Raw genomic sequence first — 12,822 nt, forward strand, 5'->3', positions numbered from 1 at the left:
TCGGCGCGGCGCTCGCCGAAGGTCTGGGCATCTTCGCGTTCGTCGTCGCGCTCGTTCTGCTCTTCGTGGTCTGACGTTTTCGTCGACCGCTTTCTCGTCGCGCGTTCAGGCCACTCCGGCCGACGCGCGACGGTTTCCTGTCTTAAGCGCTGAAAGGCACGCTATGCCGGTTCGATCTTCAGGGTTCGCGCGACAAGGATGGCTTCTGGCTGTCGGCTCGTTCGCCACTCTGGTGGCGGGAGCGGCGCAGGCTGCCGAGCAGAAGCACGGCCTGAGCGGCGAGAAGGCTTCCTTCCCGCCCTTCGACCCCGCCCATTTCGCAAGCAACCTGTTCTGGCTCGCGATCACCTTCGCGGCTCTCTACTGGCTGATGTCCAAGGTTGCCCTGCCGCGCCTCGGCTCCATCCTGGAAGAGCGCGCCGAGACGATCGGCCGGGATCTCGATCAGGCCACGCAGATGCAGGCCAAGGCCGAAGACATGGCCCAGGCCTATGAGAAGGCTCTGGCTGAGGCCCGCAAGAACGCCCAGGGTATCGCCCAGACGGCGCGCGAGACCGGCGCCAAGGCCAGCGACGCCCAGCGTCACGCGACCGAAGCCGAGCTTGCCGCCAAGATGGCGCAGGCCGAGGCCACCATCGCCAAGACCAAGACCGACGCGATGGGCAATGTGCGCGATCTCGGCAGCGACATCGCCGCCGCCATCGTCACCAAGCTGACCGGTCAGGCTCCCAGCGCCACCGAGGCGTCGGCTGCCATCGACCAGGCCCTGACGCGCGGCTGAGGAGAGTTCAGATGGATACTTTCTGGGTCGGCGTCGCGCTCGTCATCTTCCTCGCCATCCTGGTCAAGTTCGGCGTGCCGGGCCTGATCGTGAAGGCGCTCGACAGCCGCGGCGAGAAGGTCGCGCAGGAGCTGGCGGAAGCCCGCCGCCTGCGTCAGGAGGCCGAGAAGCTGCTCGCCGAGTACGATGCCAAGCGCAAGGCCGCCGAGGCCGAGGCAGCCGAGATCGTCTCCTCCGCCAATGACGAGGCCAAGCGCCTCGCGGCGGAAGCCGAGGCGAAGCTCGCCGATTTCGTCGCCCGCCGGACCAAGGCGGCCGAGGAGAAGATTGCCCAGGCCGAGAGCCAGGCCGAGGCCGAGGTTCGCGCTGCGGCTGCGGAAGCCGCCACCAAGGCCGCCGAGACCATCCTGCGCGGCCAGATGGCCGGCAAGGCCGGTGAAGCCGCCTTCGCCGCCGGGCTTGGCGAGGTCAAGGCCAAGCTCAACTGAGCCTTTAGCCGATCTCCCGATATGATGACGCCGCGCCCGCAAGGACGCGGCGTTTTTCTTTGCCCTTCTCCCGCCGAAGTCCCCGGCTGGGGTAGGGTGATCGCGCTCGCCCACCGCATGGCTGGAAACTAGGGAGTTTCGGGATGATCAGTCCCCTTGTCCGTATGCTCGCGATCGCGCTTCTGTCACTCGCAGCGGCTACGAACTTTGCGAACGCCTTCGAGAAGGTGAGCTTCCCGTCGCGCGATGCTGGCGATCTCGTGGGCTGGCTGGCCCGGCCGGCAGGCGCAGGCCCCTTCCCGGTCGTGATCGGCCTGCATGGCTGCGCCGGGCTCTATGCGCGCTCGGGCGCGGTCGGCGCCCGCGAGAGCGATTGGTCGGAGCGCTTGACCAGCGCGGGCTATGCCGTGCTCCTCGTTGACAGCTTCGGGCCGCGCGGCATCCAGGCGTTGTGCAACGAGCGCGAGCGTTCGCTGACGCCGGCCGGCCGCGCGCGCGATGCCTTCGCCGCCATCGACTGGCTGGACAAGCAGAGCTTCGCCGCGAAACAGCGCATCGCCCTGATCGGCTGGTCGAATGGCAGCTCGACGGCGTTACGCGTCGCGGGCGCGTCCGAGGCTAAACGCCTGCGCCATGTCATCGCCTTCTATCCCGGCTGCCGCGTCATCCTGAAGCGCGGCTGGCAGGCACAGACCGATACCGCGATCTTCCAGGGCCTGGCCGACGACTGGACGCCGGCAGCGCCTTGCGAGGAGTTGGCGCGCAGCGGCGGGGCGCGTTTCGTCGGCTTCCCCGGCGCCTATCATGATTTCGACCATCCGAGCCTGCCGTTGCGCGAACGCAAGGCGGCCTACTCGCAGCGGCCCGACGGCCTGGTCACGATCGGCAGCGACCCGAAGGCCCGCGCCGAGGCCATCGACGCGGTGATGGCGATCCTGAAGCGGCCTTAGGCTGCGGCAACGATCGCAGGATCGCTCCCCTGGGCAACCACCCTTGTCATTCCGGGGCTTCGCATAGCGAAGAACCCGGAACCCACGACCGGGCGAACGGCCCGCAACGAAGCATCGAATGTCTCACCCGGTCGTGGGTTCCGGGTTCGCGCCTGCGGCGCGCCCCGGAATGACAAGGGCGGCGTTCGATAAGACTCAGTTGCTGGCAGTCGCTGGTGCGGCCGGCGGATTGCCCGCGGCGGTTTTGGGCGCGGCAGCCGGCCGCGCCGGGGGAACGGCGGCCGTCGCCTTGGGCTTCGGCTTGCGGGCCTGGATCGTCGAGGTCACGATGCCCTGCGGCGTGTCGAGCCCGTAGATGTCGTCGCGGAACTGGACCTGTCCGTCGGCGCCCTGCCAGCCGGTCAGGTAGACCCAGGCGACCGGCACCTGTTTCTTCAGCGTGATGTTCTTGCGCTCGCCCTTGGCGATCTCGTCCTCAATGCTCTGACGGGTCCATTCCGAACCCTCCAGCAGCCAGGCGGCGAGATCGCGGACACCCTCGATGCGGGCGCAGCCGGAGGAGTTAAAGCGCACATCGTTGCGGAACAGCGTCTTCTTCGGCGTGTCGTGCATGTAGACCGCGTCGCTGTTGGGCATGTCGATCTTGAGCTGGCCGAGGGAATTGGTCGGCCCCGGCTCCTGGCGCACATAGAAATAGGGGCTCTTCAGCGCCGCCCAGTTGACGCTGGCCGGGTCGATTTCCTTGTTCTCTGCGCCGAGCAGCTTCATGTTCGACTTGGCGATGAAGCTCGGGTCCTTGCGCATATGCGGGATGATGTCGGCCTTCACGATCGACATCGGAACCGTCCAATACGGGTTCAGGTTGACCGAGGAGATATTGGCCTGGATCACGGGCGAGGGCCGGTCCGGGCGGCCGACGATGGCGAGATGGCGCTGGGCGACCGTGCCGTTCTCGACAGCCTCGACGCTGGCGCCGGGGATGTTCACCACGACATAGCGATTGGCGAAGTTGAAGCCGTTGCCCTTGAGGCGCTCCAGCGTCGCGGTAAGTTGGTTCAGGCGCGATTCGACCGGTGTGTTCATCGCCTTGAGGGTCAGGCGTCCGACCGTGCCGAGATCCGACAGGCCGTGGCGACGCTGGAAGCGTTTCACGCCCTCGGTCACATTGGCATCATAGACATCGCCAGCCATGGCATCGGGCGCGATATCGCCGCTGGCGAGCAGGCGCTGCTTCAGCGCCACGACATCCGGCCCCTGCGAATCCGGCTTCAGGGACGCCGCGCTCGCCGGCACCTTCGGCCAGCCGCCACGATTGGCGACATCCTCATGGGCCATCAGGGCCTCGAGCGTGCGGTCATAGGTGTTCGGGCCGTAGCTCGGTTCGTTGGCACGCACGAGCGCCGTCGAGGCCAGCAGAGCAGCGGCCGCAATGGCGAGGATGGAGGGACGAGCAGACATGAAAACCCCCGGGCCGCATAGAGCGGCACCGGGGGATCATTCCGCGACATAGTCAAGGAAGGCTTAAGAAGCGCTCGCCGCCCTTCACCATGCTGACGAACGCCGTCAGCATGGGCGGCAGCCTCTTACTCCGCGGCCTTGGCCGGAGCCGGCTTTTCCCATTTCAGGACCGGCGAACGGGCGGCGCGGGTCTCGTCGAGGCGACGGATCGGGGCGTGATGCGGGGCGCTGGTGAAGCGCTCCTTGTCATTGCCCTTGGCCGCGATGGCGAGGTCGCGCAGCGTCGCGATGAAGAGGTCGAGCGCCGCCTTCGATTCCGACTCGGTCGGCTCGATCAGCATGGCACCGTGCACGACGAGCGGGAAATACACCGTCATCGGATGGTAGCCCTCGTCGATCATCGCCTTGGCGAAATCGAGCGTCGAGACGCCCGAGCCCTTCAGCCATTCGTCGTCGAACAGCACCTCGTGCATCGACGGGTGATCCGGGAAGGGCAGCGACATCAGGTCGGCGAGGCCGGCGCGGATGTAGTTGGCGTTCAGCACAGCGTCTTCCGAAGCCTGGCGCATGCCGTCCGAGCCGTGGCTCAGCATATAGGCGAGCGCACGGACATACATGCCCATCTGGCCATGGAAGGCGGTCATGCGGCCGAAGGGCTGGTTGCCCGCTGGGGCTTCCCCGCGCGTCTCGATCAGATGCGGCTTGCCGTTCTCGACATGGATGAAGGGCACCGGCGCGAATGGCGCCAGTCGCTCGGAGAGCACGACCGGGCCGGCACCGGGACCACCGCCGCCATGGGGCGTCGAGAAGGTCTTGTGCAGGTTGATGTGCATCGCGTCGACGCCGAGATCCCCCGGGCGGGCCTTGCCGACGATGGCATTGAAGTTGGCGCCGTCGCAGTAGAAATAGGCGCCGGCCTCATGCATCGCCGCGGCGATCTCGACGATCTGAGGCTCGAAGATGCCGCAGGTGTTCGGGTTCGTCAGCATGATCGCGGCGATGTCCGGCCCGAGCAGGGCCTTGACGTCCTCCACCGCGACGGTGCCATCCGGACGGGCCGGAACCGCCTTCACCGAGAAGCCGATCAGGGCTGCGGTGGCCGGGTTGGTCCCGTGGGCCGATTCGGGGACGAGCACGACATTGCGGGTCGCTCCCTCGCCCTTGGCGGCGATCGCGGCCTTGATCGCCATCATGCCGCAGGCCTCGCCATGGGCGCCGGCCTTCGGCGAGAGGGCCACCGCCGGCATGCCGGTCAGCGTCATCAGGTAGCGGGCGAGCTCCAGCATCAGGTCGAGCGCGCCGGGCACGCTCGAAAGCGGCTGGAGCGGATGCACGTCGGAGAAGCCCGGCAGGCGCGCCATCTTCTCGTTGAGGCGGGCATTGTGCTTCATCGTGCAGGAGCCGAGCGGGAAGAGCCCGGTATCGATGCCGTAGTTCTTCTGGCTGAGGCGCACATAGTGGCGCATCGTCTCGGGCTCGGAGAGCCCGGGCAGGCCGATCTCGCCCTGGCGGGCATGCTTGCCCAGCCGCGACTTGAACGGCGCCGGCTTGTCGATGTCGACGCCGGTCGCCTCGTGATGGCCGATCTCGAAGATCAGCGGCTCGATCTGCTGGAGAGCCTTGTTGCCGGTGAAGGTGAGGTGCTCTTCATGCGAGGCCTCGCCGGCCTGGGTGGGACGTCCCTGACGGTTCAACATCACAGCACCTCCACGAGCGCCGCCACGAGGGCCGCCCGGTCTTCATCGGTATTCACCTCGGTCGAGGCGATGATCAGCAGGTCGTCGAGCCCGGCCTTGGGCAGGAGCCGCGAGACGGGAACGCCGGCCAGGATGCCCTTGGCGGCGAGCACCTCGACGACCTCGGCGGCGGGCTTCTTCAGCTTCACCGTGAACTCGTTGAAGAAGCTGTCGTTGAGTACGGTCACGCCTTCGACGCCCGCAAGCGCGTCGGCGAGCTTCACGGCATTGGCGTGATTCACCTCGGCGAGACGGGCGAGGCCGGTCTGGCCCAGCAGCGTCATATGGATGGTGAAGGCCAGCACGCAGAGGCCGGAATTGGTGCAGATGTTCGAGGTCGCCTTGTCGCGGCGGATATGCTGCTCGCGGGTCGAGAGCGTCAGCACGAAGCCGCGCTGGCCGGTCGAATCGACCGTCTCGCCGCAGAGCCGGCCCGGCATCTGGCGGATATATTTGGACTTGGCGGCGAAGAGGCCGACATAGGGGCCGCCGAAATTCAGGGCGTTGCCGATCGACTGGCCTTCGCCGACGACGATATCGGCGTCCTGCGCACCGGGCGGCACGACGGCGCCGAGCGAGACAACCTCGGTGAAGACCGCGATCAGCAGGGCACCATGGGCATGGGCCTTCTCGGCGATCGGCTTGAGGTCGCGCAGGTTGCCGAACACGTCCGGCGACTGGACGACGACGCAGGAGGTGCTGTCGTCGATCTGGGAGAGGATGTCCTCTTGGGCCGAAACGTCGGGCTTCAGCGCCACGACCTCGTCATTGGCCATCTCGGAGAGGGTCTCGACGACCGCGGTGTAATGCGGATGCAGACCGCCGGAGAGCACCGCCTTGCGGCGCTTGGTGACGCGATGCGCCATCAGCACGGCCTCGCCGGTGCCGGTCGAGCCGTCATACATCGAGGCGTTGGCGACCTCCATGCCGGTCAGCGCCGCGACCTGGGTCTGGAACTCGAAGAGGTATTGCAGCGTGCCCTGCGCGATCTCGGGCTGGTAGGGCGTGTAGCTCGTCAGGAACTCCGAGCGCTGGATCAGGTGATCCACCGTCGCCGGGACATGGTGCTTGTAGGCGCCAGCGCCGACGAAGAAGGGCACGGCCGAGGCGGCGGTGTTCTTGCCGGCCATCCTGCCGAGGATGCGCTCGACCTCGAGCTCGCCCTTGGCGCGGGGCAGATCGACCGGGGACTTGAGCAGCTTGCCGGCCGGCACGTCGCTGAACAGCGCGTCGACATCGGAGACGCCGATCCGCGCGAGCATGTCCTCGCGGTCGGTATCGGTGAGCGGGAGATAGCGCATGAGGGGATTCCGTTTCGGGGTGTCATCCCGCACGCGCCGCAGCGCTAAAGCGATGCGGCGCAGACGCGGGATCGTGCGACGAGAAGGCGCCTCTTCGGAAGACGGTTCCGCATCTGCGCAGCGGCATTGCATGCCGCAGCGCGTGCGGGATGACGCCTGGTCAGAGCGACTTCACGTAGTCCTGGTACTCGGCCTCGCCCATCAGGGCGTCGAGCTCAGCCGCATCCTTGATCCTGATCTTCAGGAACCATCCCTTGCCGGCCGGGTCCTCGTTGACGGTGCCGGGCGCGGCTTCGAGCTCGCCATTGACCTCGACGACCTCGCCGGAGACCGGCGCGTAGACCTCGGACGCGGCCTTGACGCTCTCGACCACGGCAGCTTCGCCGCCCTTGGCCAGGGCCTTGCCCACAGTCGGAAGCTCGACGAAGACGACATCACCGAGCTGGCCCTGCGCGTAGTCGGAGATGCCGACCGTGCCGGTGTCACCCTCGATGCGGATGTATTCGTGGTCCTTGGTATAACGGGTCTCGGCCATGGTTTCCTCCTGGCGTCAGTTGTCTGGGAAAAGGTTCAGCGCTTGTAGCCGTTAGGCACGAAGGGCATCGTCGCCACGACGGCCGGCAGCGGCTTGCCGCGCACGATCAGGTTGAGCTGCGTGCCCGGCGCGGAATGGGCCTTGGCGACATAGCCCATGGCACAGGGGCCGTTGAGCGTCGGGCCGAAGCCACCCGAGGTCACGACGCCGATCACCTCGCCCCCGGGCGTCGCGATCTCGGTGCCCTCGCGGGCGGGAGCGCGGCCTTCCGGCTTCAGGCCGACGCGGATGCGCGAGACGCCCTCGGCAAGCTCACGCTGGACGCGCGCTGCGCCGGGGAAACCGCCCTCCTCGCGACGGCGCTTCTGGATCGACCAGTTCAGCGCGGCCTCGATCGGCGAGGTCGTGGTGTCGATGTCATGGCCGTAGAGGCACAGGCCGGCTTCGAGCCGCAGCGAATCGCGGGCACCGAGGCCGATCGGCTTGACGGTCCCGTCGAGCAGCAGCGTGTCCCAGATCTCGCCGATCTTGTTGGCGGCGGCGGAGATCTCGTAGCCGTCCTCGCCGGTATAACCGGAGCGGCTGATATTGGCCTTGATGCCGGCGACCTTCATGGTGCGCGAGGACATGAAGCCCATCTCGGCCGCTTCCGGCGCGATCTTCGCCAGCGCCGCCTCGGCGCCTGGGCCCTGCAGCGCGATCAGGCCGCGATGCTCGGCCTTGACCAGCTTCACATTGGCCGGCAGGCGCGCCTCGATATGGGCGTAGTCGGCGTCCTTGCAGGCGGCGTTGACGACGAGATAGAGCGCGCCGTCCTCGTCGGGATCGATCGAGCGCGTGACCATCAGGTCGTCGAGGATGCCGCCTTCCTCGTTGAGGAGCTGCGAATAGCGCTGCTTGCCGGGGGCGAGATTGACGATATCGGCGGGAATCAGCGCTTCCAGCGCCTTCGCCGTAGTCTCGTGATCGGGGCCGATCAGGAAGCACTGGCCCATATGCGAGACGTCGAAGAGCCCGGCTTTCTCGCGGGTCCAGTTATGCTCGGTCAGGATGCCGGCAGGGTACTGCACCGGCATGTCGTAGCCGGCGAAGGGCACCATGCGGGCGCCGAGCGCGACATGGCGCGCATGCAGCGGGGTCTTCAGCGGCGCGCTCGCGCCGGCAGTGTCGGTATTGGCCTCGGCAGCCATGGCGTGCCCCTCCCAGAGTCAAGCGCAAGCCCCGGACGATAGTGTCCGGAACGCGCCCCCTCTGTCTCGGCACCTGAGAGATTTCCCCACCCGACCCACAAGGCCGGACGAGTTACACCCGTCGGTGGGCGGGCATCACTGCCCGCCGCTTTCCAGAGCGCCAAATCCCCAGCGGCCCTTTTGCCTGAGCGTTTCCGGGGCGGTTGCGCCTTCGGCGCCGGGCTCGAAGCCCGGTCTCTCCCGCGGGGATATGCGGCTCGGGCACAGATACAAGACGCGCCGATTGAGTCAATCGGCGCGTCTGCGTCTTTTCACGGCAAACCGGCTTTACCGGCGGCGCTTGCGCGCCGGCGCAGCAGCCCCGCCGCCGCCGAGGCTGACGAAGATATCGACGTCGCCGCTGCCGGCCGGCACCATGATGCCGTCTTCGACATGGGTGAAATCGGCACCGCCCTGCCCGGACGGAACCGTCGCACCGACATGCGCGCTGCGTTTGCCGATGACGGTGGTCCCACGCATCACAGTCGTCGTCAGCGTGGCACCATAAGTACCCGGGCTGCCGGCCATGCCGAGGAGCACGCGCCCTTCGACGCCGACCTTGAGGCGGAAGGTGCCCTTACCCGTCCCCGTGCATTCGCGCGCGACATTGGTGATCGAGACCTGATAGCGCAGGCCGCTCGAATCCTGGCCGGACTGGGCGCGGATCGCGGCGCCGCCATCGGAAATGATCACCTCCGGGCAGACCAGCTGATCGTTCTGGTCATCGTCCTTCGGCAATTGATCCGCCGGCGGCGGCTTCGTCGACTGGAACATGAAGACGTTGAGCGCGGAATTGCCGGCAGAGGACGACGAGGACGAATTGCAGCCGGCAAGGCCGAGGCACAGCAGCGGCAGGGCGAGCCAGCGAGCCTGGCGAAGAGTATGATCGATCACGGCAGCGCCTCCACGCCCGGGCCGAAGCCATTGAGGGAAACGGGCACGCCCACCCCCTCTTCCGGCGTCTGGAATACGATGAAAGTCGCGCTCTTGCCGCTCTTGAGCTGGCCGAGCAGGGTATCGTCCATGACGACCTCGGCCACGCAGCCGGTTGTCAGGCAGCGCACGAAGCCGGCGCGGCCGATGTCCTTGTCGTCGATCTTGAGACCGAGGCCCGAAGGCAGCAGCACACCGAGCGGCGCGACGACGCGCAGCAGCCGGCTCTTCTGGTCCGCCGTCTTCAGCACGATGACGAGAAGCGTCAGATTCGGCCGATCCTCGGCCGCGACGTTCTGGACGAGCGCACATTGCTCAGCCTTGGCGCCCGGCGGCACCTCGCAGCGCATCTGCCAGTCGCCATGTGTGGAGCGCACCGCGCCCTGCGCGAAAGCGGAGCCGGCGGCGAGGCTCGTCCCCATGAGCGCCAGCGCCAGGGCGCCCAGCACTCCGATGATCCTCATCATCCCTGCCATCCCTTTCGAAACCGGACCTTGAACCGCAGCAGGAGCGCAGAATTCAGGCAAAACGCCGACCGCGCCAGAGAATCCCGCCACCTCTCAACATAAAACGCGTTCGGACCATGCAGGCTGGGTCCTGTCAAGGCGAGATGGCGGCTCCGCGCTCACGTCAAGGCCTCGTGCGATTATGCCGCACGGTCGCTGGGGGCAGTCTTCATTGCCCCTCTGGCGCAAGCGTGATCTTTGATTTATCGCAATCTCGAAGAATGAGGCGACTTCGCGGTCGCCCCTTCATGCGTGGGGCAAAGCCGGTCGGCTCCCATGCAGGTCGATTGAGGAGCATGTGGGATCGATGCGATTTCTGAGCAGGACCTTTGCAACAGCGGCCGCCACGGCCCTTGCCGTCGCCGCGTTGGCGACCGTCCCGGCGATCGCCGGCACCGGCATGCCCACAGACTGGCAGATGAACCTGCAGGGCGCGGTCACCCCGGTCGCCGAATATATCCACTGGTTCCATGACTGGCTGAACGTCATCATCGCCATCGTCACGCTCTTCGTGCTGGCGCTGTTGATCTATGTCGTCTTCCGCTTCAACGAGAAGGCGAACCCGGTCCCCTCCAAGACCACCCACAACGCCCTGCTCGAAGTGTGCTGGACCGTGATTCCGGTCCTCATCCTCGTCGTCATCGCGATTCCCTCCTTCCGCCTGCTCAAGCTGCAGCTCGAGGTGCCGCAGGCCGACATGACCCTGAAGGTCACCGGCAACCAGTGGCGCTGGACCTACGAGTACCCGAAGGAGAGCGGCGGCTTCACCTTCGATTCGCTGATGCTGAGCGAGGAAGAGCGCGCCAAGGCAATCGCCAGCAAGAAGATCGCCGAAGCCGAGGCTCCCCGCCTGCTCGCCGTCGACAACGAGGCGGTCGTGCCGGTCGGCAAGATCGTCCGCGTCCAGGTCACCGCCTCCGACGTCATCCACAAGTTCACGGTTCCGTCCTTCGGCATCAAGATCGACGCCATCCCGGGCCGCCTGAACGAAACCTGGTTCAAGGCCGAGCGCGAAGGCATCTATTACGGCCAGTGCTCGTTCATCTGCGGCCAGAACCACGCCTATATGCCGATCGCTTTCCGCGTCGTCAGCCAGGAGCGCTATGCCGCCTGGCTCGCGGAAGCGAAGCAGAAATTCGCCAATGCAGAAGACGCCGGCAGCAAGTTCGCTGCCGCGTCCAAGTAAGTCGCCTGAGGAGAAGAACGATGGCAACAGCGGCTCAGCACGCTCAGGGCCACGGTCATGATGAGGCTCATCACGACCACCCGACCGGATGGCGCCGGTGGCTCCTGTCCACCAACCACAAGGACATCGGCACGCTCTACCTGATCTTCTCGATCATCGCGGGCCTCGTCGGCGGCTTCCTCTCGATCATGATGCGCATCGAGCTCATGTATCCGGGCATGCAGATCTTCGCCAACGGCCAGAGCTACAATGTCTTCGTGACCGGCCACGGTCTGATCATGATCTTCTTCATGGTCATGCCCGCGGTCATCGGCGGCTTCGGCAACTGGTTCGTGCCGCTGATGATCGGCGCGCCGGACATGGCCTTCCCGCGCATGAACAACATCTCGTTCTGGCTGCTGGCCGCGTCCTTCGTGCTCTTCCTCTGCTCGCTCTTCGTCGAGGGCGCGCCGGGCACCGCCGGCCATGGCGGCGGCTGGACACTCTATCCGCCATTCTCGGCCGCCACTGGTCAGCCCGGCCCGGCGGTCGATTTCGTCATCCTCTCGATCCATCTCTCAGGCGCGGCCTCGATCCTGGGCGCGATCAACTTCATCACCACGATCCTGAACATGCGCGCGCCGGGCATGACCATGCACCGCATGCCGCTGTTCGCCTGGGGCGTGCTGGTCACTGCCTTCCTGCTGCTGCTGGCGCTCCCGGTCCTGGCCGGCGCGATCACCATGCTGCTGACGGACCGCAATTTCGGCACGACCTTCTATGATCCGGCCGGCGGCGGCGACCCGATCCTGTACCAGCACCTGTTCTGGTTCTTCGGCCACCCCGAAGTGTACATCATGATCCTGCCGGCCTTCGGCATCGTCAGCCACATCATCTCGACCTTCTCGAAGAAGCCGATCTTCGGCTATCTCGGCATGGCCTATGCCATGGTCGCGATCGGCGTCGTCGGCTTCATCGTGTGGGCGCACCACATGTACACCGCCGGCCTGTCGCTCAACACGCAGCGCTATTTCGTGTTCGCGACGATGGTCATCGCGGTGCCGACCGGCATCAAGATCTTCTCCTGGATCGCGACGATGTGGGGCGGCTCGATCCGCTTCACCGCACCGATGGTCTGGGCGATCGGCTTCATCTTCCTGTTCACCGTCGGCGGCGTGACCGGTGTCGTGCTGGCCAATGCCGGCGTCGACCGCTCGCTGCACGCGACCTATTACGTGGTGGCTCACTTCCACTACGTGCTGTCGCTCGGCGCCGTGTTCGGCATCTTCGCGGGCTTCTACTACTGGTTCCCGAAGATGAGCGGCTACGTGATCCCGGACTGGATCGGCAAGCTGCATTTCTGGATCGCCTTCGTCGGCGCGAACCTGCTGTTCTTCCCGCAGCACTTCCTTGGCCTCGCCGGCATGCCGCGTCACTATGTCGACTATCCCGATGCCTTCGCGCACTGGCACTTCTGGTCGTCGATCGGCTCCTACATCTTCGCCTTCGGCCTGCTGGTGTTCTTCTATGGCGTGATCGTCGCCTTCACGAAGAAGCAGCCGGCCGGTGACAATCCGTGGGGCGAAGGCGCCACGACGCTGGAGTGGACCCTGTCCTCGCCGCCGCCGTTCCACCAGTTCGAGACGCTGCCGCGCATCACCGGCTCGGACCACTGAGACTTCGATCATCGCGCGTCGATGGACGCGCGATGATCCCGCCGATTGCCGGAGCATCCGATTT

Annotated in this window: 12 protein-coding genes and 1 riboswitch; of the genes, 5 read left to right on the forward strand and 7 right to left on the reverse strand. The window is 66.3% G+C overall.

The window, feature by feature from the left end; genetic code table 11:
- Positions 1-232: 232 nt before the first annotated feature.
- The 3 genes from Q0Q36_RS21400 to Q0Q36_RS21410 all read left to right on the forward strand — a co-directional run bounded on the left by Q0Q36_RS21400 (position 233) and on the right by Q0Q36_RS21410 (position 2,219).
- The gene (locus tag Q0Q36_RS21400) at positions 233-781 is read left to right on the forward strand and encodes a F0F1 ATP synthase subunit B' (protein ID WP_293801268.1); all 549 of its coding nucleotides are present in this window, start codon (positions 233-235) and stop codon (positions 779-781) included.
- An 11-nt stretch (positions 782-792) separates the two neighbouring features.
- Entirely contained in the window at positions 793-1,269 is a 477-nt protein-coding gene (locus tag Q0Q36_RS21405; protein ID WP_293801270.1) for an ATP F0F1 synthase subunit B, read from the forward strand.
- A 143-nt stretch (positions 1,270-1,412) separates the two neighbouring features.
- Positions 1,413-2,219, forward strand: coding sequence for a dienelactone hydrolase family protein (locus tag Q0Q36_RS21410; protein ID WP_293801272.1), 807 nt, complete (start codon positions 1,413-1,415; stop codon positions 2,217-2,219).
- Positions 2,220-2,414: 195 nt separating this feature from the next.
- On the opposite strand, the gene Q0Q36_RS21415 is transcribed toward Q0Q36_RS21410, so the two are convergent.
- The 7 genes from Q0Q36_RS21415 to Q0Q36_RS21445 form a co-directional block, all read right to left on the reverse strand.
- Entirely contained in the window at positions 2,415-3,677 is a 1,263-nt protein-coding gene (locus Q0Q36_RS21415) for a L,D-transpeptidase family protein (protein WP_293801274.1), read from the reverse strand.
- Between the two features lie 125 nt (positions 3,678-3,802).
- Positions 3,803-5,374, reverse strand: coding sequence for an aminomethyl-transferring glycine dehydrogenase subunit GcvPB (gene gcvPB, locus Q0Q36_RS21420; protein WP_293801276.1), 1,572 nt, complete (start codon positions 5,372-5,374; stop codon positions 3,803-3,805).
- Positions 5,374-6,714 carry an aminomethyl-transferring glycine dehydrogenase subunit GcvPA gene (gene gcvPA, locus Q0Q36_RS21425; protein WP_293801278.1) on the reverse strand — a complete coding sequence of 447 codons (1,341 nt, stop codon included), beginning with the start codon at positions 6,712-6,714 and terminating at the stop codon, positions 5,374-5,376. The genes gcvPB and gcvPA overlap by 1 nt, the downstream gene beginning before the upstream one ends.
- A gap of 160 nt (positions 6,715-6,874) precedes the next feature.
- Entirely contained in the window at positions 6,875-7,249 is a 375-nt protein-coding gene (gene gcvH, locus Q0Q36_RS21430; protein WP_293801280.1) for a glycine cleavage system protein GcvH, read from the reverse strand.
- A gap of 35 nt (positions 7,250-7,284) precedes the next feature.
- A complete protein-coding gene (gene gcvT, locus Q0Q36_RS21435; RefSeq protein WP_293801282.1) occupies positions 7,285-8,439 on the reverse strand; it encodes a glycine cleavage system aminomethyltransferase GcvT in 1,155 nt (384 codons plus the stop codon).
- Positions 8,440-8,601: 162 nt separating this feature from the next.
- Positions 8,602-8,692, reverse strand: a riboswitch (glycine riboswitch).
- A 74-nt stretch (positions 8,693-8,766) separates the two neighbouring features.
- Positions 8,767-9,372, reverse strand: coding sequence for a hypothetical protein (locus Q0Q36_RS21440; RefSeq protein ID WP_293801284.1), 606 nt, complete (start codon positions 9,370-9,372; stop codon positions 8,767-8,769).
- On the reverse strand, positions 9,369-9,833 hold the full coding sequence (locus tag Q0Q36_RS21445; RefSeq protein ID WP_265060525.1) for an invasion associated locus B family protein: 465 nt from the start codon (positions 9,831-9,833) through the stop codon (positions 9,369-9,371). The genes Q0Q36_RS21440 and Q0Q36_RS21445 overlap by 4 nt, the downstream gene beginning before the upstream one ends.
- A 484-nt stretch (positions 9,834-10,317) precedes the next feature.
- Between Q0Q36_RS21445 and coxB the strand changes: the two genes are divergently transcribed.
- Both coxB and ctaD read left to right on the forward strand, forming a co-directional pair.
- Entirely contained in the window at positions 10,318-11,103 is a 786-nt protein-coding gene (gene coxB, locus Q0Q36_RS21450; protein WP_293801311.1) for a cytochrome c oxidase subunit II, read from the forward strand.
- A gap of 20 nt (positions 11,104-11,123) precedes the next feature.
- Positions 11,124-12,758, forward strand: coding sequence for a cytochrome c oxidase subunit I (ctaD, locus tag Q0Q36_RS21455; protein WP_293801286.1), 1,635 nt, complete (start codon positions 11,124-11,126; stop codon positions 12,756-12,758).
- The last annotated feature ends 64 nt before the right edge of the window (positions 12,759-12,822 follow it).

Origin of the sequence: uncultured Allobosea sp., assembly GCF_945957345.1 — a bacterium.
In the GTDB taxonomy this organism is placed as follows: Bacteria; Pseudomonadota; Alphaproteobacteria; order Rhizobiales; family Beijerinckiaceae; genus Allobosea.